Here is a 21,244-nt window from a genome sequence, read left to right as displayed (position 1 = left end):
CCCTCGGCCGCCGCCTCGGCGGCCTGGACGTCGAGCGGGAGGTTGAGCACGACGGTGCGGCGCTCGTCGCGGGCGACGCGGAACGCCTCCAGCGTCTCCTGCCGCGCCCGCGCGGGGCCGGTGACCCGCATCGGCACCGCGCCCACCGCGCGCACGGCGGCGTCCTGGTCGATGTGGAAGTTGGAGCGCGCGTCGGTGGCCTCACCGGCCAGCACCACGAGCGGGGTGCGGCTCTTGGCGGCCTCGGCGATGCCGGTGACGGCGTTGGTCAGACCGGGCCCCTGGTGCACCGAGACGACCGCCACCTCGCCGGTCATCCGGGCGTAGGCGTCGGCCATGGTGGCCGCGCCGCCCTCGTGGCGGGCGGCGACGAAGCGCACGCCGTGGCGGGCCAGGGCGTTGGTGACGTGGAAGTTGCCGCTGCCGACGACCCCGAACGCGGCCCGTACGCCCGCGGCGGCGAGGACCGCGCCGACGGCCTCGGCGACGATCACCGCTCGACCAGCGCGAGCACCCGCACCGGGCTGCCGGAGCCGCCGAGGATGGGCAGCGGAGGGGCCACCACGACCGCGCCGGTGACCGGGAGCCGGTCGAGGTTGCGCAGCTGGGTGAGGCCGTACTTGCCGGCCCCGAGGAGGAAGGCGTGGCAGGGGAAGGCCGGGTCGAAGGAGTGGGCGGCGCCCGCGTCGGTGCCGACGGTCTCGACGCCCACGCCGAGGACGGGGGTCTCCTCGGCGAGCCATCTGGCGCACTCGACGGAGATGCCCGGGGTGTGCGAGCCGGTCTCGTCGGCGTTGAGGAACGTGTCCTGCTCGCCCGAGCGGGCGTCCCAGCCGGTGCGGTAGAGCAGCCAGCCGCCCTCCGGCAGCGGGCCGTTGGCGCGTTCCCACTCCTTGACGTGGTCGATCTGGAGGAGGAAGTCGGGGTCCTTGCCGGCCTCGGCGCTGAAGTCGAGCACCACGGCGGGCGCGATCAGGCTGGTGACCGGCACCTGGGAGACGTCCTGGCCGTCACGGCCGGTCGCCCAGTGGACGGGGGCGTCGAAATGGGTGCCGGTGTGCTCGCCGGTGTGGATGTCGTTCCAGTACCACCCGGGGCCGCGGTCGTCGTAGCGGCTGATCTCCTCCAGCCGGAACCGGATGGTGTTGCCGAACGGCTCGGGCAACTGGAGGATCGGCGTGTCCTCCGACAGGGGGGCGGTCAGATCGATGACCTCGATCGCGCCGCTGCGCACGCTGTCTGCCAAGCTCCGCAACACCGACATGTCTTCCTCCTCGCGTGGGGCTGAGCGCATCCTCCTACGCGCGCGTCACCTGTGCAAACAGCCCCCGGCCCGGACGCCGCCGGTCAGGCCCGGGTCCAGTCGGCGCAGCCGGCCGTCTGGAAGCTCTTGTCGGTGGCGAGGACGGTGACGGTGGCCGGTCCGGTCGGCATGCCGGCGTCGATCACGTCGGCGAGGCCGCCGGTGGCGCTCTTCATCCGGGCCCAGTAGCACTGGCCCCCGCCTCCGGCGGGGCCGGTGGTGCGGTAGGTGCCGGGCTGGATGTCGACGCCGACGACGAGCGTGCGCATCGAGGCGAGCGGGTCGCCGGGGTCCGGCGTGGCGGGAACGGAGGCGGCGGGCGACGAGGCGGACGGATCGGAGGCGGGGTCGGACGCTGCGGGGTCGGACGCTGCGGGGTCGGACGCTGCGGGGTCGGACGTCCCAGGGTCCGGCACCGCGGGATCGGAGGCCGCGGGGTCGGAGGCCGCCGGATCGGTCGGCTCGGTGTCGTCCGGCGACGGCCGCTCCTCGACCGTCACCGTGACCCGGGGAGCCGGCGCGGCCGCCAGCTCGCCCGATCCCAGCCCGGTGAGGAACCCGATGAGGAACCCCAGCACACCGGTCAGCCCGGCGACGAGCACGATGATCGTCGGGCTGCTCGACGCGCGCGGGTAGCCGGGCGGGGGATCGTACATCACCTGGACAGCGTCCCACCCCCGTCAACGGTGGAGGTAGTCGACCAGGGACGCCTTCTCCGTCTCCAGCTCGTCGATGGTGCTCTTGACCACGTCGCCGATGCTCACGATGCCGACCAGGCGGCCGTCGTCGACGACCGGCATGTGGCGGACCCGGTGGGTGGTCATGGTCTTGCGCAGCTCGTCGACCCGGTCGCCGGGCCCGACCGTGCGCACCTCGGCCGTCATGATGGCGGAGACCGGCTCGCCGAGGATGCCGGCGCCGCGGTCGTGCAGCCGGCGCACCACGTCGCGCTCGGAGACGATCCCGTCGATCGTGGCGCCGTCGGCGGACACGACGACGGCGCCGATGTTGTGCTCCGCCAGCTTGGCGAGGAGGTCACGGACCGTGGCGTCCGGCGCCACGGTCGTCACCTCGCCGCCCTTGCCGCGCAGGATCGTCCCGATCAGCATGTGCACCACCTCTGCTATGAGTTACCCCGTCGTGCTCCCAGGCAAGCAAGGGGGTGGGAGGCCGTCAAGGACTACCGTAAGCTGACCGTATTTGCCATGTGAAATACCACAGCTGGAGCCGTTGTGACCGAGCCTCTCAACACCGGGAGCCACGACCTGCCGATCACCGACGAACTGGCCGCGTTCATGCGGACAGGCTGGGCGGACACCCGGCGGTCGGGCGTGCGGGCGCTGCCGATCGCCCCGTGGGCGGCCAAGCGGCGGGCGGCGCTGGCGAGCAGATTCCCCGGCGAGCGGCTGGTCGTGCCGTCGGGGACGCTCAAGGTCCGCAGCAACGACAGCGACTACCGGTTCCGCCCGCACAGCGCCTACTCGTACCTGACCGGAGCGGGCGAGCCGGGTGACGTGCTCGTGATCGAGCCGTCCGGCGAGGCGACGCTCTACACCCGGCCGCGCTCCCCGCGCGAGGAGGGCCAGGAGTTCTACCGCGACCGCCGCTACGGCGAGTTCTGGGTGGGCCGCAGGCCCGACCTGGCCGAGGCGGCGGAGCTGTACCAGATCGACTGCGCCCACCTGCGCGAGCTGGAGCTGAAAGGCCCGGCGCGGGTGCTGCGCGGGGTGGACGCGGCGGTGGACGCGGCGGTCGAGCCGGGCGGCGGTGACGCCGAGCTGGAGACCTTCCTTTCGGAGACCCGGCTGGTCAAGGACGAGTGGGAGGTCGGCGAGCTGCAGGCCGCGGTCGACGCGACCGTGCGCGGCTTCGAGGACGTGGTGCGCGCCATCCCGCAGGCGCTCGGCCACCCGCGCGGCGAACGCTACGTGGAAGGCGTGTTCGGGCTGCGCTCCCGGCTGGAGGGCAACGCGGTCGGCTACGACAGCATCGTGGCGTCCGGCGCGCACGCGTGCGTGCTCCACTGGATCCGCAACGACGGCCGGCTCGACCCGGCCGACCTGCTGCTGCTGGACGCCGGGGTGGAGACCGACACGCTCTACACCGCCGACGTCACCCGCACGCTGCCGCTCTCCGGCCGGTTCACCCCGGTGCAGCGGCAGGTGTACGAGCTGGTCTACGAGGCGCAGTCGGCCGCGATCTCGGTGCTGCGGCCGGGTGTCCGCTTCCGCGAGTTCCACCTGACCGCCATGCGCGTCATCTGCGAGGGCCTGCACGCGTGGGGCCTGCTGAAGGACTCGCCCGACGCCCTCATGGAGAGCGGACTCTACCGCCGCTACACGCTCTGCAGCAGCGGCCACATGCTGGGCCTGGACGTGCACGACTGCGCCAGGGCGCGGGCGGAGACGTACCTGGACGGCGTGCTGGAGGAGGGCCAGGTGCTGACCGTGGAGCCCGGCCTCTACCTCCAGCCGGACGACCTCACCCTGCCGGAGGAGTTCCGCGGGGTGGGCGTCCGCATCGAGGACGACCTGGTCATCACGGCCCACGGGGCGCGGCTGATGTCGGCGGCCCTGCCCCGCCACCCGGACGAGGTGGAGAGCTGGATGTCGGTCCTACTCGGCTGATACCTGAGGATGACGGGGATTTCGTACCCGGGGCCGATGGTGCCGTCGGAGGCGCTGAATGACGATCAGGTCCTCCGACGATGGGACCCGACATGCGAAGATCTGTCCTGATCCTCAGCCTTCTCCTCACCGCTCTCCTGCCGCTGGCGCCCGCCCTGCCGGCCGCGGCCGGCACCGCACGAGATCCCGCGCCCGCCGGCGGGAGGCCGATCGCGTGGACCCCCTGCCCCGAGGACCCGGCCGTCGAATGCGGCACGCTCACGGTGCCCGTCGACTGGGACCGTCCGCGCGGGCCGTCGTTCGAGCTGGCGGTGGCCCGGCGCAAGGCCGCCGGCGCCCGCATCGGCTCGCTGGTGATCAACCCGGGCGGGCCGGGCGGCTCCGGCGTGGACGCCGTGATCCAGGAGTTCGGCTTCACCCCGGAGCTGACCAGCCGGTTCGACGTGGTCGGTTTCGACCCGCGCGGGGTGAAACGCAGCCACCCCGTCCTGTGCTCGCGGGAGCTGGCCCAGCGGGCGCCCGGCCCGCTGGAGATCGGCGGCCAGGCGGACTTCGCGGCGCTGCTGGCCCACAACGAGCGCTACCGGCAGGACTGCCGGGCCCGCACCGGGCCGCTCTTCGACCACGTCGACACCGGCAGCGTCGTGCGTGACCTCGACGCCCTGCGCGAGGCGCTCGGCGACCGTCAGCTCACCTTCTTCGGCAAGTCGTACGGGACCCTGATCGGCCAGCTGTACGCCGAGCGCTTCCCCGGGCGGGTGCGGGCGCTGGCGCTCGACAGCACCATGGACCACAGCCTGGGCACCCGGGACTTCCTCGACACCGAGTCGAGGGCGGCGCAGGACTCCTTCGACGAGTTCGCCGCCTGGTGCGGGCGGACGCGGGCGTGCGCGCTGCACGGCCGGGACGTGCGGGCCGTCTGGGCCGGGCTGCTGGAGCGGGCCGGGCGGGGCGAGCTGACCTTACCCGGCGGACCAGGGGAGCCCGGCGTGCCGATCGGCGTGTTCGACCTCGTCTGGCAGGCGTTCACCTCGTTCTACGGCCCGCGCTTCGCCGACCTGGCCGGGCTCCTGGCTGCGCTGGAGAGCGGCGAGCCCGCGACCCGGCTTCCGGCCGGGGCCGGCCCGCTGGAGGAGACGTTCGCCGACCCGTCGCGGATCTTCTGTCTCGACTACCTGCTGCCGGTGCGCGACCACCGTGAGTACGCCGCCCACCTGCGCCGGTCGGCGAGGATCGCGCCGGACATGCTGTTCAGCCCGCTCGCGTTCGGCATGCTGCTCACGTGCGCCGGCACACCGGCCCCGATCCCGAACCCGCAGCACCGGCTGCGGGTCGACGGCACGCCGCCGCTGCTGCTCGCCAACGCCCTGCACGACCCGGCCACCGCCTACGCGTGGGCCACCGCCGCCGCCCGGCAGATCGGGCCCGAGGCCAGGCTGCTGACCTACGAGGGCTGGGGGCACGGCGTGTACGGCAGGGGCGAGTGCCCGACGGCGGCCTTCGACCGCTACCTGATCGAACTGGAGGCCCCGGCCAGGGGCGCCCGCTGCCCGGCGGTGCTTCCTGACGCCACCACGCTGCGCACCGGGCCGCCGACCACCCCGATCCCCGGCACTCCCGGCTACGTCCTGGCCCGGATGCCGGCCTGACCGGATCACCCGGCGGGTTCGATGTTCGCGTTGAGGTGGAAGACGTTGTCCGGGTCGTACTCCGCCTTGATCGCGGCCAGTCTGGCGTACTTCCGGCCGTAGGAGGCGCGCACGCGGTCCTCGTCCTGGTCGGCGATGAAGTTCACGTACGTGCCCGTGCCCCGGGCGTGCGGGAGCATCGCCGACCAGGCGTCGCGGACCCAGGCGCGCTCCGCCTCCAGGGCCTCCGGGGTGGGGGCGAGCGCGACGATCGACATCGTGTAGTGCGGCTCCCGGCCGCCGCCGAAGGCGGTGGCCTCGTCCGGGACGGCGCTGAAGGCCCCGTCGAGGCGGAACGCCGGCAGGAACGACATCGGCGACCCCTTCAGCGCCGCCTGCTCGCACAGGGTGGCGATCGCGTCCGGCCCGAGCGACGGCAGGTCGAGCGCCTTCTCGTAGGCGGCCACCCCCCACGGCGTGCTCTCGTCCAGCAGCGACTGGAGCCGGGGGTACGGCATCGAGGCGGTGTGCGAGAACAGCGGCGGCGTGGTGTCCTCCAGGGCCGCCACCACCGAGGCGTGCTCCTCGGGCGGCCCGAACCCGGCCAGGACGAGCAGGTGCCCCGGCCGCGCGCGGTGCTCCTCCGGCACGTACGGCGCGACAGGCGCGCTCATCCCGAACGCGATCAGTGCGCTGACGCGGCCGGGCAGGGTCGTCACGGCCCTGTCGATCGCCGCGACGGCCTCGTGGCCCCGCTCGGCCTCCCAGAACAGCAGCGTCACCCGTACCCGCGGCCCGACCGGGTGCAGCCGGAAGGCGAAGGCGGTGACGACGCCGAAGTTGCCGCCGCCGCCACGCAACGCCCAGAACAGGTCGTCGTGCTCGCGCGCCGAGGCGTGCACCTGGCGGCCGTCGGCGAGCACGACGTCGGCGGACTCCAGGTTGTCGGCGGTCAGCCCGTGCTCGCGGCTCAGCCAGCCGAAGCCGCCGCCGAGGGTCAGCCCGGCGATCCCGGTGTGGCTGATCGTGCCGCCGGGCGTCGCCAGCCCGTACACCTGGGTGGCCGCGTCGAGGTCGGCCCAGGTCGCGCCGGCGCCGCAGGACGCCCACCGGCTGGCGGCGTCGACGTCGATCGTCCGCAGGGCGCCCAGGTCGAGCATGACCCCGCCGTCGGTCACGGCCGTGCCGCCGAAGCCGTGGCCGCCGCCGCGCACGGAGATCTCCAGGTCCTCCTGCCTGGCGAAGGAGATCGCCGCCTCGACGTCCTCCGGGCCGGCGCACCGTACGATCACGCCGGGACGGCGGTCGACCGCGCCGTTCCAGACCTTCCGCATGACCTCGTAGCCGGCGTCGCGCGGTGTGACGACGCGCCCCGCGCAGCTCTCGCGCAGCCCTTCGAGTCCGCTTCTGACGAGCTCAACCATGTCGCCCCCAGGGCGCGCTATAGGCGGGTTGTCAGTTAATCGTAGGGTTCGTCGGATTTGCGACTGGTTCATGGATGGGCAAATCTGGGTCAGGGTGTACGTTGCGGACATGGCGCTGGTGATGGGCGGGCGGCCCGAAGAGGTCGACGCTCCCGTGACATGGCTGACCTCCGCCGAGCGGGAACGGGCCCTGCGGTTCCGGCACGACGCCGACCGCCACGCGTTCGTCGCCGCCCACCTGCTCGTCCGCCTCTGCGCGGCCGAGTTCCTCGGCGTCCCTCCGGACCGGCTCACGCTCGCCCAGCACTGCGAGGTGCACGGCCCCGGCCACGGCAGGCCGTACCTGGAGGAGGCCACGGCCGTGGGCGTCAGCCTGAGCCACACCCGCGGCTACGTGTGCGCGGCGGCCGGCCACGGCCGCGTCGGGGTCGACGCCGAGCGGGTGCCGCCCGGCCCGCTCGACCGCCTGCTCGCCGGGATGGCGCTCACCCCCAGGGAACGGGCGGAGGCCGGCGGCAACGAGGACGTGATCCGGGTGTGGGCGCGCAAGGAGGCGCTGATCAAGCGCGGCGAGCTGACCCTCGACGAACTGTCCGCCCGCGACGGCGACTGGGCGGGCCGCCATTTGCTGGAGTGGCGGGCCGAACCCGACATCCTGGTCGCCGCCATCACCGACACCCCTGCCAGGAGAGCGGCGATCCCCGGCTAACCTGGTGAACGTGGCCATCGTCTCGGCCCACGACGTGTTCGGATAGGAGATCATGAGCGCGCCTCGCTGGCTTTCCTCCAATGAGCAGCGTGCCTGGCGAACCCACCTGGCCCTGCACAAGCTCCTCATGCACCGCCTCGACCGGGAGCTGCAGGAGCACTCTCTGTCGCTCAACGACTACGAGATCCTGGTCAACCTGTCCGAGAGCGCGGGCCGGCGGATGCGCATGAGCGACCTGGCCGACGCCACCATCCAGTCGCGCAGCCGGCTGTCCCACCAGATCTCCCGGATGGAGGCCAAAGGGCTCGTCGTCCGCGAGGACTGCCGCGACGACCGGCGCGGCACCTTCGCCGTGCTGACCGACGAGGGCTGGGACACGATCCAGCGGGTCGCGCCCGTCCACGTGGCCGGCGTGCGCGAGCACTTCGTCGACCGGCTGACCGACGACCAGCTCAACGAGCTGGAGGGCGCCTTCGCCCCGATCGTGGAGCACCTGAAGAAGCTGCGCTGACATCCAACCGATACCGGTGGCGGCGCGCGGCGCGCGCCCTCGCTCGCTACGATCCGCTTCATGCTGAGAAAGCTGCTCCTCGTGCTCCTCGTCGCCGGCCTGACTGCCTGCTCCTCCGGGAGCCCCGAGGAGCTGCCCGCGGGGCCCGACCTGATGAAGAAGGCGGCGGAGGCGATGCGGTCGGTGAAGTCCGCCGCGTTCTCGATCGCCACGGAGGGCAAGCCCAACGTGCCGGTCAAGAAGGCCGACGGCCGGCTCACGGCGCAGGGCGACGCCGACGGCACGATCACGCTGGAGGTCTTCGGCAGCCTCCAGGAGATCACGTTCGCGCTGATCGGTGACACCGTCCACTTCAAGGGCCCGACCGGTGGTTTCCAGAAGCTCACCCGCCAGCAGCTGGCGCAGCTCTACGACCCTTCGCTGATCCTGGACCCGACCAAGGGCATCGCCCAGCTGCTCCAGTCCGCGGGCGACCCCCGGGTCGAGGCCGAGGAGGGCGGCGACTACCGGGTGGCCACCGGGTTCTCCGAGCAGACGCTCGGCACGCTCGTGCCGGGGGTCACCGAGCCGGTCAACGGCACGATCTGGATCGACAAGGCCACCAGCAGGCTGACCAAGATCGAGCTGCCGCTGCAGCAGGGCACCGTGAGCGTCACACTGACCGACTACGACGCCCCGGTGACGGTCACGCCGCCCCCGTCGGCCGGATGAGACGCGCACGCCGGGTCGCGCTCGGCGTCGGCGGCGCGGTGGTGCTGCTGGCGGCGCTCGACGCCTACGTCGTCGTGACCGTCCTCATCGACATCGCCACCGACCTCGGCATCCCGCTCAACCGGCTGGAGCGGGCCACGCCCGTGGTGACCGGCTTCCTGCTCGGCTACGTGGCCGCGATGCCGCTGCTCGGGCAGCTGTCCGACCGCTACGGCAGGCGGCCGCTCATCCACGCCTGCCTGGCGGCGTTCGCGCTCGGCTCGGTGCTGACGGCGCTGGCGGCCTCCGAGGTCATGGTGGTGACCGGCCGGGCCGTGCAGGGGGTCGCGGGCGGGGCGCTGCTGCCCATCACGATGGCGCTCATCGGCGACCTGTGGGGCGAGCGCGAGCGGCCTGTCGCGCTCGGGGCGGTCGGCGCGGCCCAGGAGCTCGGCAGCGCGCTCGGGCCCGTGTACGGCGGGGTGCTGGCGCTGATCCCCGGCTTCGCGGTGCTCGGCGTCGAGCTGGGCGGCTGGCACGCCATCTTCTGGATCAACGTCCCCCTGGCCCTCGCCGCCGCCCTTGCCGTCCAGTGGGCGATCCCCGCCCGCCCTCCGGCAGCCCTTCAGCCCTCCGCGGGAGCACCAGGCACCCCGGACGACGCCCCGCACGCCGCGGGGACGCCCGGCGTTCCAGGTGATCCCGCCCGTCACGCGGGAGCCGCGGCAGGCGCTCAAGGTTCCCTCGATGCCCGTGCGGACGGCCCGGAGCGCGGGACGGTCACCGAGGCGCCGGCGCTGCCCGGCGACGCGCCGTCCCCCAGCCACACGTCCCCCAGCCACGCGTCCCCCAGCCACGCGTCCCCCGGCCACGCGTCCCTCGGCCACGCGACATCCCTCAGCCGCGCGGCGTCCGGCGGGGCGGTGCGGGTCGACTGGGCCGGCGGCGGGCTGCTGGCGCTGGCGCTCGGCCTGCTCGTGGTGGGGCTCTACAACCCGGACCCCGCCACGACGGTGCTGCCCGCGTGGGGGCCGCCGCTGATCGGGGCCGGCGTCCTGGTGGCGGCGGTGTTCGTCTGGTGGGAGGTGCGCTCGCCCGTACGGCTGCTCGACCTCACCGGCGTGCCCAAGCGCCCGCTGCTGGCCACGCTGGGCGTGAGCTTCGTGACCGGGGCCGCGCTCCTGGTCACGATGGTGTTCGTGCAGTTCACCGCGCAGACGCTGCTCGGCCTGGAGGCGCTGGAGGCGGCGCTGGTCCTGGGCAGGTTCCTGATCGCGCTGCCGGTGGGGGCGCTGCTGGGCGGGCTGCTGACGCGCCGGTCCGGCGGCCGGGCGGTCACGGTGGCGGGGCTGCTGGTGGCCGCCGCGGGTTACGCGATGATGAGCCGCTGGCCGCTGGAGCTGGCGGAGGCCCGGCTGATGATGGACGCCACGCTGGTCGTGGCCGGCCTGGGCGTGGGCCTGGTGATCGCGCCGGTGTCGGCGGCGGCGCTCCGGGTGACGCCGCCGGCTCAGCACGGGGTGGCCTCGGCGGCGGTCGTGGTGGCCAGGATGATGGGCATGCTCATCGGCATCGCCGCCGTCTCGGCCTGGGGCTTCCACCGTTTCCAGTCGCTGACCGCCCACCTGGACACCCCCGTGCCGTTCGGCGTCGAGCCGGCCGAGTACGCCCGGCTGCTCGCCGAGTACACGGCCAAGGTGCAGGCCGCGTTGCACGTCGAGTACACCGAGATGTTCCTCGTGACGGCGGCCATCTGCCTGATCGGGGCGGCTCTGGGATGGTTCCTCCCGCGTGGCGCCGGAGCGCATCCGCCTCCCGCGTAATCCCGGCTCACGTCAGTCCCCGGCGCTACGCTGTTCCCTCCACAGCGAGAAACAGGGGGCTTTCGTGTACGAGGTCGGTGTCTTACGGCCAAGTGAGCTGAGCACGTCCGAGATCGACGCCTGGCGGGACATGCAACGGGGGCAGTCCCACCTCGGCAATCCGTTCCTGAGCCCGGACTTCACGCTCGCGATGGGCGAGGTCGACCGCAGGGTCCGGGTGGCGGTGGCGCGCGACGGTGACGGCATCGCCGGGTTCTTCCCGTACGAGGAGCGCTCCGGTGTCGGGGCGGCCGTCGGCGCGTGGGTGTCGCTGTGCCAGGGAGTGGTGCACCGGCCGGGCGCCTCGTTCGACGCCGCGGCGCTGCTGCGGGCGTGCGGGCTGCACGTGTGGGAGTTCGGCTGCCTGGTGGCGCGGCAGCCGTGGTTCGACCCGTACGTCACGCTGACGCAGGACGCGGCCGTGCTCGACCTGGCCGACGGCTGGCCGGCCTACCTGCGGGAGCTGCGCGGGCGGTCGCCGAAGTTCCTCAAGAGCACCCTGTACAAGGAGCGCAAGCTCGGCCGCGACGTCGGCGAGGTGACGTCCGCCTTCGCGGTGGACTCCGCCGACGAGTTCGCGCTGCTGCGCGCGTGGAAGTCCCAGCAGTACCGGCGCAACGGCCGCCCCGACCGGTTCGGCCGGCCGTGGGTGGTGGAGCTGGTGGAGCGGCTGCACGCCGTCGACAACAAGGACTTCGGCGGCGTGCTGTCGATGCTGTACGTCGGCGGCACGCCGGTCGCCGGCCATTTCGGGCTGCGCAGCCGCACGACCCTGATCGGCTGGTTCCCGGCCTACGATCCCCGCTTCGCCAAGTACTCCCCCGGCCTGATCCAGCACCTGAGGATGGCCGAAGGGGCCGCGGAGGCCGGCCTGGAGACGGTCGACCTGAGCGTCGGCGCCGGCTACGAGTACAAGGAGGCCCTGGCCAGCAGGACCGTTCCGGTCTCCGAGGGGGTGGTGCGGCGGCGCACCGCCCGCGCGGGCGTCCACTGGGCACGCACCGAGCCGGTCCGGCTGGCCCGCCGGGCCGTCCTCGGCACCCCGGCGATCCACCGGCTGGCCGACCGCGCGCTCAAGACCTACGGCCGCCGCCGGAGCCGGTGATGACCACCGTCGCGGAGCTTGAGTCCCTGATGGCCGAGCGGCTCGGCCAGGGCTGTCTGCACGTGCCGTCGGCCCGGTTCGGGCTGCTGCTGGCGCTGCGCCGCTGGTTCCGGCCCGGCGACCGGGTGCTGATCGCGCCGACGAACTGCGAGACCGTGCTGTTCGTCGCGCTCGCGGCCGGGCTGACGCCGGTGATGGCCCCGGTGTCTCCCCGCGACGGCAACATCGACGTGGACCGGGTCGGCTGGTCCGGGCTGGCGGGCGTGCTCACCACGCATCTGTACGGGGTGCCCGACCGCGTGGCCGAGCTGCGCGCCGCCTGCGACCGGCACGGGCTTGTGCTGGTGGACGACGCCGCGCACGCCTTCCAGACGGAGGCGGACGGCCGCCGGGCCGGGCTGTGGGGCGAGGCCGGGGTGTTCAGCCTGGCCAAGCACGGGCGGGCCATGTCCGGCGGCTTCCTGACGACCGCCGACCCGGCCGCGCTGCCGGAGCTGGCCGCGGCCCGCGACGCGCTGCTGCTGCCCGGCACGGCCAGGGCGCGGCTGTCGGCCGTGCTGCGGCCGCTGCTGCGCGAGGCGGTCCAGCGCACCGGCCTGGTGCGGCCCGTGTGGCACACCCTCAAGCGGCTCGGCCTCATGACGTGGACCGGGCACCGCTACCCGACCACCGCTGCCGAGGTCGCCAAGGCGGCGGGTGATCTGGACGCGATGGGCCCGCTGCTCCGCATCGACCTGGACGACTGGCGGATGCGGCCGGGGCGGGCCCTGCTGCGCCTGCACCGGTCCCGGATCCGCGCGGTCGCCAGGGAGCGGGAGCGCAGGATGGCCGGGGTCGAGGCGCTGCGCGCCACCCCGTGGGCCGCCCCCGGGGTGACGGACGCGCCGGTGCGTCCGCTGCTGCGGGTGCCGCTGCTGGTGGAGGAGCGCGACCGGGTGGTGGCCGAGCTGGAGGCGCGCGGCGTCGTGCCGGGGTTCGTCTACGACCCGCCGCTCGACGACTACCTGACCATGATCCCTCCCGGCCCGACGCCCGGCGCGGCCCGGTGGTGGACGGGCCACGTGCTGCCCGCCGACCCGCTCGACGCCCGCCGCCTGATCCCACTGCTGGAGCGGCTGGGCGTCCGCCCGCCGCTGGAAGGACCGCCTCCCGATGACCAGTGACGCCCGGGAGGTCGCCGGCCGGGCCGGGCTGCTCGCCCGGCTCCGCACCGACCTGCGCGACCCGCTCTTCCTGCAGGGCTACGCCCTCATGGCCAACACCGCGATCACGGCGCTGCTCGGGCTGGGCTACTGGTTCCTGGCCGTGCGGCTGTACGATCCGGCCGCGTTCGGCCAGGGCCAGCTCATGATCACGGCGATGCGGCTGTTCTCCTCGCTCGTCGGGCTGGCCTTCGTGGGGGTGATGGCCAGGTTCATCCCGGTGGCCGGGCGTGGCACGGGCGCGCTGGTGCTGCGCGGCTACGGCGTCGCCGGGCTGACGGCGGTGCTGGCGGCGCTGGGGTTCCTGCTGACGCTGCCGCTGTGGGGGCCCGCCTACGGGGAGCTGGCCGGGTTCGTGCCCGCGGTGGTGTTCCTGGCCGCGGTGCTGGTGTGGACGATCTTCACGTTGCAGGACGTGGTGCTCGCCGGGCTGCGGCAGGCCGTCTGGGTGCCGGTCAACAGCACGGTGTTCGGGCTGGGCAAGATGGTCCTGCTGGTCGTGCTGGCCGGCGTGCTGCCGGTGGGCGGGCTGTTCGGCGGCATCTTCGTCTCCTGGATGGTCCCCACCGCGCTCGCGCTGGTCCCGATCACCTGGCTGATCTTCAAGGAGGCGATCCCCCGCCACGTCGCCCGCACCGGCGCGAACACCTCACCGCCGGGGGTGCGCGAGATCGGCCGGTTCGTGGCCGGCGACTTCTCCGGCACCCTGTCCACGCTGCTCGTGCTCTACCTGGTGCCGGTCATGGTCGGCGCCTGGCTGAACGACCCCGAGCTGTTCGGCTACTTCTCCGTCACCCACACGCTCGGCTGCATGATGGGGCTGCTGGCGGCCAACATGGCGGTGTCGCTGACCGTGGAGGGCTCGCTCGACGCCCGCCGGCTGGCGCGGACCACCCGCGACGCGCTGCGCCGCACCTTCCTGATCGTCACGCCGGTGGTGGCCGTCGTGGTGGCCAGGGCGCCGCTGATCCTGGCCGTGTTCGGGCCCGAACTGTCCGAGGCCGGCACCCCCCTGCTGCGGCTGATGGCCCTGGGGGTGCTGCCGATGACGCTGGTGGAGATCCGGCTCGGCACGCTCCGGGCCCGCAGCGAGGCCGGGAAGCTGGCGACCGTCCAGATCGGCATGACGCTGCTGGTCTTCGCCACCGTGGTCGCGCTGTTCCCGGTCGCGGGCGTCACCGGCGTCGGTTACGCGCTGCTGATCAGCCAGACGGTGACAGGACTGTGCGTGCTGCCCGGCCTGCGCCGGGTGCTGGCGCTCCCCCGTACCGGCTGACCCCGCCGCCCGCGAGCCCGGACGGCGGGGAGGGACGGCTACGGTGTGAGCCGGTGCAGGTCGCGCGGGAACGCGGTGACCTGGCGGATGTTGGCCGCGCCCGTCAGGCGCGCCGTCCACCGCTCCAGCCCGATGGCGAACCCGCCGTGCGGCGGCATCCCGTACGCGAACGTCCGCAGATACCCCTCGTACGGCTCCGCCCTCTCACCGCGGGCGGCCAGGGCGTCCAGGTAGTCCTGGTGCCGGTGCAGCCGCTGCCCGCCGGTGACCAGTTCCAGCCCGCGGAAGAGCAGGTCGAAGCCGTTGGAGTAGCCGGGCCTGCCCGGGTCGGGATGGGTGTAGAAGGGGCGTTTGGCCATCGGGTAGCCGGTGACGAACAGGAACTCCGAGCCGTGCTCCTTCCACGCCCACTCCGACAGCCACCGCTCCTGGGCAGGCGAGAGGTCGGGCTCGTCCTCGCCGGTCATCCGCTGCGCCTCGGTGAAGTGGACGGCCGGGATCTCTGCGGGGACGGCGGGCAGTGCGGCGCCCAGCCGTGCCACGGCCGGGGCGGCGCGCTCGCGCACCGACTCGACCATGCCCGCCACGGCCTCGCGCAGCACGGCCATGACGTCCCGGTGGTCGCGGACGAACCCCAGCTCGGCGTCGAGGCTGGTGTACTGGGCCAGGTGGCGTACGGTGTCGTGCGGCTCGGCGCGGAAGACCGGCCCGACCTCGTACACCCGCTCGAACACGCCGACCATCGCCTGCTTGTAGAACTGCGGCGACTGGGCGAGATAGGCGGGCCGGCCGAAGTAGTCGATGCCGAACACGTTCGCGCCGGACTCGGTCGCCGACGCGACGATCTTCGGGGTGTGGACCTCGGTGAACCCGAGCCGGTCCAGCGCGGCCCGGAACCCGGCCACGCTCGCGGCCGAGACCTCCAGCGGAGCCCGCAGCACCGGATGGCGCAGGGCGGCGGGCGCGTGGTCGAGCACCGTCGGCAGCGTCGCCGGCACCACGGGCCTGAACAGGTCGAACGGCGGCGGCTCGACCGGCCGCGACAGCAGCTCGATCTCCGGCTCGGCCAGTTCGACGCCGCCAGGCGCCTGCGGGCTGGCGGTCACCGTGCCGGTGACCCGGACCACGCTCTCCTCGGCGGGCAGGTCCCCGGCGGTGACCGCCTGGGCCACCCCGGAACGGTCCCTGACGAGCAGGAAGGACACGGTTTTCAGCAGCCGGCGGCGATGGACCCAGCCGGCGATCGTCACTCGTCGTCCGGCGTGCTCGGCGAGCTCGGCGGACAGAACACGAGAGATCATGACAGCTCCTCGAAGGGAAGGTGTATGACCCCTTGGGAGTGCGGGGGAGAAGGGAGCTCCCGGTGCCACCGCACTTTCGCCGCCCGGACCGGGCGGCCTCTCGGACCCGGTGACGGGGGTCGGCCGGCGGGGCATTTCCTCCCCGCACTCGGGAGTGTCTTCACCGGGGGGCGCGGGGCCGCCTTCACAGCATCGGCGGCTCTCTCGGCCCGCGTGTTCCCCCGGCTACTCGTCTCCGTCGGCGTGTTGCCGACGATGGTATCAGCGGTCCTTTTTCTGGCGCTTCTCTCTGATCTTCATCGTGACCTCGATCGGCGAGCCGGCGAAGCCGAACTCCTCGCGGATGCGCCGCTCGATGAAGCGCCGGTAGGTGTCCTCCAGCCAGCCGGAGGTGAACAGCACGAACTTGGGCGGCTCGATCGACGCCTGGGTGGCGAACAGGATCTTCGGCTGCTTGCCGCCGCGCACCGGGGGCGGCGTCTGCTGCACCAGCTCGGTCAGGAAGGCGTTGAGCCGGGACGTCGGCACCCGGGTCGCCCAGGACTCCAGCGCCCGCTCCAGGGCGGGCACCAGCCGGTCGACGTGGCGGCCGGTCTTGGCCGAGATGTTGACCCGCAGCGCCCACGGGGTGCGGACGAGCTGCCGGTCGATCTCCTTCTCCAGGTAGTAGCGGCGGTCCTCGTCGAGCAGGTCCCACTTGTTGAACGCGACCACCATGGCCCGGCCGGACTCGATCACCAGGCCGATGATGCGCAGGTCCTGCTCGGTGAGCGGCTCGCTGGCGTCGATGAGCACGATCGCCACCTCCGAGCGCTCCAGCGCGGAGCGGGTCCGCATGGCGGCGTAGAAGTCGGCGCCCTGCAGCTCGCGGTCACGCCGGCGGATGCCGGCCGTGTCGACGAAGCGCCACGTCCGGCCGCCCAGCTCGATCAGCTCGTCGACGGGGTCGCGGGTGGTGCCGGCCATCGGGTCGACCAGCACCCGCTCCTCCCCCGCCAGCTTGTTGAGCAGCGAGGACTTGCCGACGTTGGGCTTGCCGAGCAGCGCGACCCGGTAAGGGCCGCGCTCGTCGGAGAAGCTCTCGCGCGGGGTCTCGGGCAGCGCGTCGAGCACCACGTCGAGCAGGTCGCCGCTGGAGCGGCCGTGCAGCGCGGAGACGGGGTGCGGCTCGCCCAGGCCGAGCGACCACAGCGCGGCGGCCTCCAGCTCGACCTGCTGGTTGTCGACCTTGTTGGCGGCCAGGATGACGGGCTTGCCCGACTGGCGCAGCACGGAGCCGACGATCTCGTCGGCGTCGGTGGCGCCGACGGTGGCGTCGACCACGAACAGGATCACGTCGGCCAGGTCGGCCGCGACCTGCGCCTGCTCGGCGATGCGCAGCCCCATCCCGGTGGCCTCGGGGTCCCATCCGCCGGTGTCGACCACGGTGAAGCGGCGGCCGCGCCAGTTGGCCTCGTAGGTCACCCGGTCGCGGGTCACCCCCGGGACGTCCTCCACGACCGCCTCGCGGCGGCCGATGATGCGGTTGACCAGCGTGGACTTGCCGACGTTCGGCCGTCCGACGATGGCCACCACCGGCAACGGCCCGCTTTCGCCGCGGTCGCCGGAAACTTCGAGATCGCCGAGCTCAGCCTCGACCCAATCCCCCGTAGACATGATGTGTCATCCTCATGAGTCCCGCACCGCTCAGGTGCGCTCCTTGACCAGTCTCAACACTTCCGCGATCACCTCGTCGAGGTTGAGCGCGGTGGTGTCGAGCTCGACGGCGCCATCCGCCATCGAGAGTGGATCCGTCTTGCGTGTCGAGTCGAGCGTGTCGCGCCTGGCCAGGGCCGCCCGCTGCGCCTCCGCCGTGGTGCCGGCCAGCTCCGCCGACCGGCGCAGGGCGCGGGCCTCGGGGCTGGCCGTCAGGTAGATCTTGACGGGGGCGTCGGGGGCGACGACGGTGCCGATGTCACGGCCCTCGACCACGATGTCGCCCGCGCCGATGATCCGGCGCTGCAGGGCGACGAGCCGGGCCCGCACCTCGGGCACCGCCGCGACGGCGGAGACCGCGGAGGTCACCTCGTCCTCCCGGATCGGCCCGGCCACGTCGACGCCGCCGACGTGGATGGTGGGGCCGCCGGGGTCGGTGCCGGAGACGATCTCGGGCTCGCCGCAGCGGGCCGCGATCGCGGCGGGGTCGCCGAGGTCGACGCCCTGGCGCAGGATCCACCAGGTCATCGCGCGGTACTGCGCTCCGGTGTCCAGGTAGCGCAGACCCAGCGCGCGGGCGACCCCGCGCGACGCGCTCGACTTGCCCGACCCCGAAGGGCCGTCCATGGCGACGACCAGACCGGCCACGGCTCTCCTTCTGCCCGTGCTGACCCAACCTGACGAGGTTACCGCCTCGCGCCACCACCGGACGCCGGGCCGCCCGTCAGTCGGCGATCCAGCTCCCGTGGAAGCCGAGCGGCACCCGGGCCGGCAGGTGGACGGTGGCGACCGGGGCGCCGGTGAAGTCCTGCGCCGACAGGACCACCAGATCGGCCGCGCCCCGGTCCGGGTTGTTGACGAAGCTGAGCACGTACCCGTCGTCCTCGGCGTCGCCGGACGGCACGAACACCGGCTCGCCCACGTACGCGTCGCGCCCGAACTGCCGGTACTGCTGGGTGCCGGCCGTCAGGTCCTGCTTGATCAGCGTGTTGTCGAACGCCTCGTCGGGCAGGTCCTCCAGCTCGGTGCAGGCGGGGCCGAGCACGTCGTTCAGCGAGCGGGCGGCCGCGGTGTAGCCGTAGCGGTAGGGCCTGCCGGTCAGCCGCTCGTCCATGCGCGGGAACTCCTGGGCCCGGTCGTCCAGCCGCGTCTCGGTGACGGTGCCCGCGACCGGGTCGATCCGCCAGCGGTCCAGCGTCGGCAGGCCGCCCAGGTCGAGCCGGGCGTCCACGAACCGCTCGGGGTAGCGCACCAGGTCGACCACCACCTGGTCGCCGTCGTCGTAGGCGTTGAGCGTGTGGAAGACCCAGCACGGCGCCACCTCCACCCAGCGCACCTCGCCGGTCGCCCGCGACAGCAGGCCGACCCGGGAGCCGTGGGCGGGGTTCCAGGCGTAGGGGATCGGGGCGCCCCGCTGGGCCTGGTCCATGCTGAAGGTGACCGGCAGGTCGTAGATGACCACGTACTTCTCGGTGAGGGCGAAGTCGTGCAGCATGGGCGCGTCGGCGATCGGGACGTCCCGGGTCTGGATCACCGTGCCCTTGTCGTCGAGCACGATGTGCTGGTGGTGCTTCCAGCCGTAGAAGTACGCCATCGCGTGCAGCTCGCCGGTGGCCGGGTCCAGGTGGGTGTGCGCGGCGAAGCCGCCGGGCAGGCCGCCGTCGAAGTCGCACGGGCCGATGGTGTCGAGCTCGTAGCCGAGCTCGTACGGCAGCGCCCCCGCCTCGACGGTGGCCAGAGTGCGCCCGGCGATGCCGATCACGTGGGTGTTGGCGGCGAAGTCCATCCCGGCGTGGGTGAGCGTGGAGCGCGGCTCCTCGCCGAGCCGCCGTGACACGGCGGCGTTGCGCACCCAGCGGTTGCGGTACCACTCGGCGCGGCCGTCGCGCAGCCGCACGCCGTGGACCATGCCCTCCCCGAGGAACAGGTGGGAGGAGGCCGGGTCGTCGAGGCTCAGCGGATTGGGGCCGTTGCGCAGGTAGCGGCCGTTCAGCTCGGCCGGGAGCCTGCCGGTCACCTCCAGGTCGAAGGCGGTGATCTCCTCGGTGACGGGCGCGAAGCCGCCGCGGTACGGGTGGGACATCATGCGGTCCTCTCGTCGGGAGGAAGGAAGGGGTGGAGCACCGAGGTCCACAGCGACCGGTAGCGGCGCCCGGCCTCGGCCTGGTCGAAGAAGCCGGAGATCTCCAGGCTCACGGCGCCGTGCATGGCCATCCAGAGCATGTCGGCGATCTCGACGGCGGCGCCTCCGCGCAGCAGCCCCTCGTCCAGGCACCGCTGCACGCCGCTCACGAGCATCCGGAAACTGCGCCGCGCGGCGTCCCTGGCGGTTTCATCCGGGACATAACCAGACAAAGCACCCTGAAACATCACCCGGTAGTACGCCGGCTCCTCCAGCGCGTACTCCCGGTACGCGTCGACGCCGGCGGCCAGGCGGGCGAGGCCGTCGCCGGTGGGCGCGACCTCCCGCAGCCGGCGCTCGAACTGGGCGAACCCTTCCAGCCAGAGCGCCTGGCAGAGCCCGTCCTTGCCGCCGAACAGCGTGTAGATCACCTTGGTCGAGCAGCCGACCTCGCCGGAGATCCGCCGCACCGTCAGCGCCGCGGGCCCCTCACCGATCAGCAGTCGCTTGGCGGCGTCGAGGATGACGGCCCGCACGACGCTCTGCCCCTCTTGCTGGGCCTGCTGGTACGCGGTCACGGTCATGATCGGTAACGTCGTTTCTTCTCGGTAACACTGTTACCCCTTTGTACGCCCCCTCCCCGGCCCCGTCAAGGGGCGCATATCCACCCGTCGCGGGGAAAGATGGCCCGGGTGACACGTGACAGCAGGGTGACGGTGGTGGTGGTGACCCGCGACCGCCTGCGCACCCTGCAGCGCTCGCTCCCCCACCACCGCGGCCCGGTGATCCTGCTCGACAACGGCTCCACCGACGGCACCGCCGGTTTCGTACGCCGTCACCACCCGCACGTCCGGCTGGTGGAGAACGGCTCCAACCTGGGGGCCACCGCCCGCAACGTGGGCGTGGAACTGGCGCGGACGCCCTACGTCGCCTTCGCCGACGACGACTCGTGGTGGGCGCCGGGGGCGCTGGAGCGGGCCGCCGACCTCTTCGACGCCCACCCGCGCCTGGCCCTGCTCGGCGCGCGCGTGCTGGTCGGGCCCGAGCAGCGGCTCGACCCGGTCAGCGAGGCGATGCGCCGCTCACCGCTGGGCGTCGCCGACGACCTGCCGGGGCCGAGCGTGCTCGGCTTCCTGGCGTGCGGCGCGGTCGTGCGCAGGGACGCCTTCCTGGAGGCCGGCGGCTTCGACGACGTCGTGTTCTTCTTCGGCGAGGAGGAGCGGCTGGCGATGGATCTGGCCGCGCGAGGCTGGGGCCTCGCCTACGCCGACGACGTGGTGGCGCACCACCATCCGTCGCCGCCCCGCGACCCGGCGGCCAGACAGGCCCTGGCGGTGCGCAACGCGCTCCTGACCGCCGTGCTGCGCCGCCCGTGGCCCGTGGTGGCCAGGCGGTCGCTGGAGGCGCTGCGGCAGGGCAGAGCCGGCCGGCGCGGCCTGCGCGACGCGCTCCCCCGGCTCCGCCGTGCCCTGGCCCGACGGGAGGAACTGCCCGCGGAGGTCGAACACGCCCGGCGTCTGCTCGATGGTTACATAAGGTGACAGTCGGGTAGCTTAGGGTTATGACTACAGCACCGAACCCAATCCAGCTGCAGAAGCACCTCAGGGGTATCGACTACCCGGCCACCAAGTCCGAGCTGCTGGACGCGGCCCGCGAACAGGGCGCCGACCAGGAGACCATCAGGGCCCTGGAGTCCATGCCGGATCGCGAGTACGACGGCCCCAACGCCGTCAGCCAGGCGATCACCCGGCGCTGAACCGATCGCGGGCCCCCGCCCGCGCCCGGGCCC

The 21,244-nt window shown here is 73.3% G+C and carries 21 protein-coding genes; 11 read left to right on the top strand and 10 right to left on the bottom strand.

Annotated elements, in window-relative coordinates; translation table 11 throughout:
* From OUY22_RS26540 to OUY22_RS26525, 4 genes are all read right to left on the bottom strand, one after another.
* Nucleotides 1-494, bottom strand: a 494-nt coding sequence (locus OUY22_RS26540; protein WP_270157893.1) for a thiamine pyrophosphate-binding protein, incomplete at its 3' end; no start/stop codon positions are given.
* Nucleotides 491-1,264, bottom strand: a complete 774-nt coding sequence (locus OUY22_RS26535; protein ID WP_270157892.1) for a cyclase family protein — start codon at nucleotides 1,262-1,264, stop codon at nucleotides 491-493. The genes OUY22_RS26535 and OUY22_RS26540, both read right to left, overlap by 4 nt.
* Before the next feature lie 83 nt (nucleotides 1,265-1,347).
* The gene (locus OUY22_RS26530) at nucleotides 1,348-1,962 is read right to left on the bottom strand and encodes a hypothetical protein (protein WP_270157891.1); all 615 of its coding nucleotides are present in this window, start codon (nucleotides 1,960-1,962) and stop codon (nucleotides 1,348-1,350) included.
* A 21-nt stretch (nucleotides 1,963-1,983) separates the two neighbouring features.
* Nucleotides 1,984-2,412, bottom strand: a complete 429-nt coding sequence (locus OUY22_RS26525; RefSeq protein ID WP_270157890.1) for a CBS domain-containing protein — start codon at nucleotides 2,410-2,412, stop codon at nucleotides 1,984-1,986.
* A gap of 123 nt (nucleotides 2,413-2,535) precedes the next feature.
* Between OUY22_RS26525 and OUY22_RS26520 the strand changes: the two genes are divergently transcribed.
* Both OUY22_RS26520 and OUY22_RS26515 read left to right on the top strand, forming a co-directional pair.
* Nucleotides 2,536-3,930: an aminopeptidase P family protein gene (locus OUY22_RS26520; RefSeq protein ID WP_270157889.1), complete on the top strand. Its 1,395-nt coding sequence runs from the start codon at nucleotides 2,536-2,538 to the stop codon at nucleotides 3,928-3,930.
* 92 nt (nucleotides 3,931-4,022) lie between these two features.
* Complete coding sequence (locus tag OUY22_RS26515; protein ID WP_270157888.1) at nucleotides 4,023-5,579, top strand: alpha/beta fold hydrolase; 1,557 nt, start codon at nucleotides 4,023-4,025, stop codon at nucleotides 5,577-5,579.
* 5 nt (nucleotides 5,580-5,584) lie between these two features.
* Here OUY22_RS26515 and OUY22_RS26510 read toward each other — a convergent pair whose 3' ends face one another.
* The gene (locus OUY22_RS26510) at nucleotides 5,585-6,982 is read right to left on the bottom strand and encodes an FAD-binding oxidoreductase (RefSeq protein ID WP_270157887.1); all 1,398 of its coding nucleotides are present in this window, start codon (nucleotides 6,980-6,982) and stop codon (nucleotides 5,585-5,587) included.
* 109 nt (nucleotides 6,983-7,091) lie between these two features.
* On the opposite strand from OUY22_RS26510, the gene OUY22_RS26505 reads away from it, so the two are divergent.
* The 7 genes from OUY22_RS26505 to OUY22_RS26475 all read left to right on the top strand — a co-directional run bounded on the left by OUY22_RS26505 (nucleotide 7,092) and on the right by OUY22_RS26475 (nucleotide 14,337).
* Entirely contained in the window at nucleotides 7,092-7,691 is a 600-nt protein-coding gene (locus OUY22_RS26505; RefSeq protein WP_270157885.1) for a 4'-phosphopantetheinyl transferase family protein, read from the top strand.
* Between the two features lie 52 nt (nucleotides 7,692-7,743).
* The gene (locus OUY22_RS26500; protein ID WP_270157884.1) at nucleotides 7,744-8,202 is read left to right on the top strand and encodes a MarR family winged helix-turn-helix transcriptional regulator; all 459 of its coding nucleotides are present in this window, start codon (nucleotides 7,744-7,746) and stop codon (nucleotides 8,200-8,202) included.
* Nucleotides 8,203-8,262: 60 nt separating this feature from the next.
* Nucleotides 8,263-8,913, top strand: coding sequence for an LppX_LprAFG lipoprotein (locus tag OUY22_RS26495; protein WP_270157883.1), 651 nt, complete (start codon nucleotides 8,263-8,265; stop codon nucleotides 8,911-8,913).
* The gene (locus tag OUY22_RS26490; RefSeq protein ID WP_270157882.1) at nucleotides 8,910-10,715 is read left to right on the top strand and encodes an MFS transporter; all 1,806 of its coding nucleotides are present in this window, start codon (nucleotides 8,910-8,912) and stop codon (nucleotides 10,713-10,715) included. The genes OUY22_RS26495 and OUY22_RS26490 overlap by 4 nt, the downstream gene beginning before the upstream one ends.
* A gap of 130 nt (nucleotides 10,716-10,845) precedes the next feature.
* Nucleotides 10,846-11,859 (top strand): GNAT family N-acetyltransferase, encoded by a 1,014-nt coding sequence (locus tag OUY22_RS26485; protein WP_270157880.1) that lies wholly within the window; start codon nucleotides 10,846-10,848, stop codon nucleotides 11,857-11,859.
* Nucleotides 11,859-13,022, top strand: coding sequence for a DegT/DnrJ/EryC1/StrS family aminotransferase (locus OUY22_RS26480; protein WP_270157879.1), 1,164 nt, complete (start codon nucleotides 11,859-11,861; stop codon nucleotides 13,020-13,022). The genes OUY22_RS26485 and OUY22_RS26480 overlap by 1 nt, the downstream gene beginning before the upstream one ends.
* The gene (locus tag OUY22_RS26475) at nucleotides 13,012-14,337 is read left to right on the top strand and encodes a lipopolysaccharide biosynthesis protein (protein WP_270157878.1); all 1,326 of its coding nucleotides are present in this window, start codon (nucleotides 13,012-13,014) and stop codon (nucleotides 14,335-14,337) included. Before OUY22_RS26480 ends, OUY22_RS26475 begins: the two co-directional genes overlap by 11 nt.
* A 38-nt stretch (nucleotides 14,338-14,375) precedes the next feature.
* On the opposite strand, the gene aspS is transcribed toward OUY22_RS26475, so the two are convergent.
* From aspS to OUY22_RS26450, 5 genes are all read right to left on the bottom strand, one after another.
* On the bottom strand, nucleotides 14,376-15,638 hold the full coding sequence (gene aspS / locus OUY22_RS26470) for an aspartate--tRNA(Asn) ligase (RefSeq protein ID WP_270157877.1): 1,263 nt from the start codon (nucleotides 15,636-15,638) through the stop codon (nucleotides 14,376-14,378).
* A gap of 261 nt (nucleotides 15,639-15,899) precedes the next feature.
* Entirely contained in the window at nucleotides 15,900-17,294 is a 1,395-nt protein-coding gene (gene der / locus OUY22_RS26465; RefSeq protein WP_270157876.1) for a ribosome biogenesis GTPase Der, read from the bottom strand.
* 30 nt (nucleotides 17,295-17,324) lie between these two features.
* A complete protein-coding gene (cmk, locus tag OUY22_RS26460) occupies nucleotides 17,325-17,981 on the bottom strand; it encodes a (d)CMP kinase (protein ID WP_270157875.1) in 657 nt (218 codons plus the stop codon).
* A 76-nt stretch (nucleotides 17,982-18,057) separates the two neighbouring features.
* Nucleotides 18,058-19,416, bottom strand: a complete 1,359-nt coding sequence (locus OUY22_RS26455; RefSeq protein WP_270157874.1) for a carotenoid oxygenase family protein — start codon at nucleotides 19,414-19,416, stop codon at nucleotides 18,058-18,060.
* A complete protein-coding gene (locus tag OUY22_RS26450; RefSeq protein WP_270157873.1) occupies nucleotides 19,416-20,039 on the bottom strand; it encodes a TetR/AcrR family transcriptional regulator in 624 nt (207 codons plus the stop codon). Before OUY22_RS26450 ends, OUY22_RS26455 begins: the two co-directional genes overlap by 1 nt.
* 99 nt (nucleotides 20,040-20,138) lie before the next feature.
* Between OUY22_RS26450 and OUY22_RS26445 the strand changes: the two genes are divergently transcribed.
* Both OUY22_RS26445 and OUY22_RS26440 read left to right on the top strand, forming a co-directional pair.
* The gene (locus OUY22_RS26445) at nucleotides 20,139-20,996 is read left to right on the top strand and encodes a glycosyltransferase family 2 protein (protein ID WP_408638204.1); all 858 of its coding nucleotides are present in this window, start codon (nucleotides 20,139-20,141) and stop codon (nucleotides 20,994-20,996) included.
* 20 nt (nucleotides 20,997-21,016) lie between these two features.
* Entirely contained in the window at nucleotides 21,017-21,211 is a 195-nt protein-coding gene (locus OUY22_RS26440) for a DUF2795 domain-containing protein (protein ID WP_270157871.1), read from the top strand.
* Nucleotides 21,212-21,244 lie beyond the last annotated feature (33 nt).

It is taken from the genome of Nonomuraea corallina (genome assembly GCF_027620315.1).
GTDB classification, from domain to species: Bacteria; Actinomycetota; Actinomycetes; order Streptosporangiales; family Streptosporangiaceae; genus Nonomuraea; species Nonomuraea corallina.
This window is presented reverse-complemented; position numbering and strand designations above follow the sequence as displayed.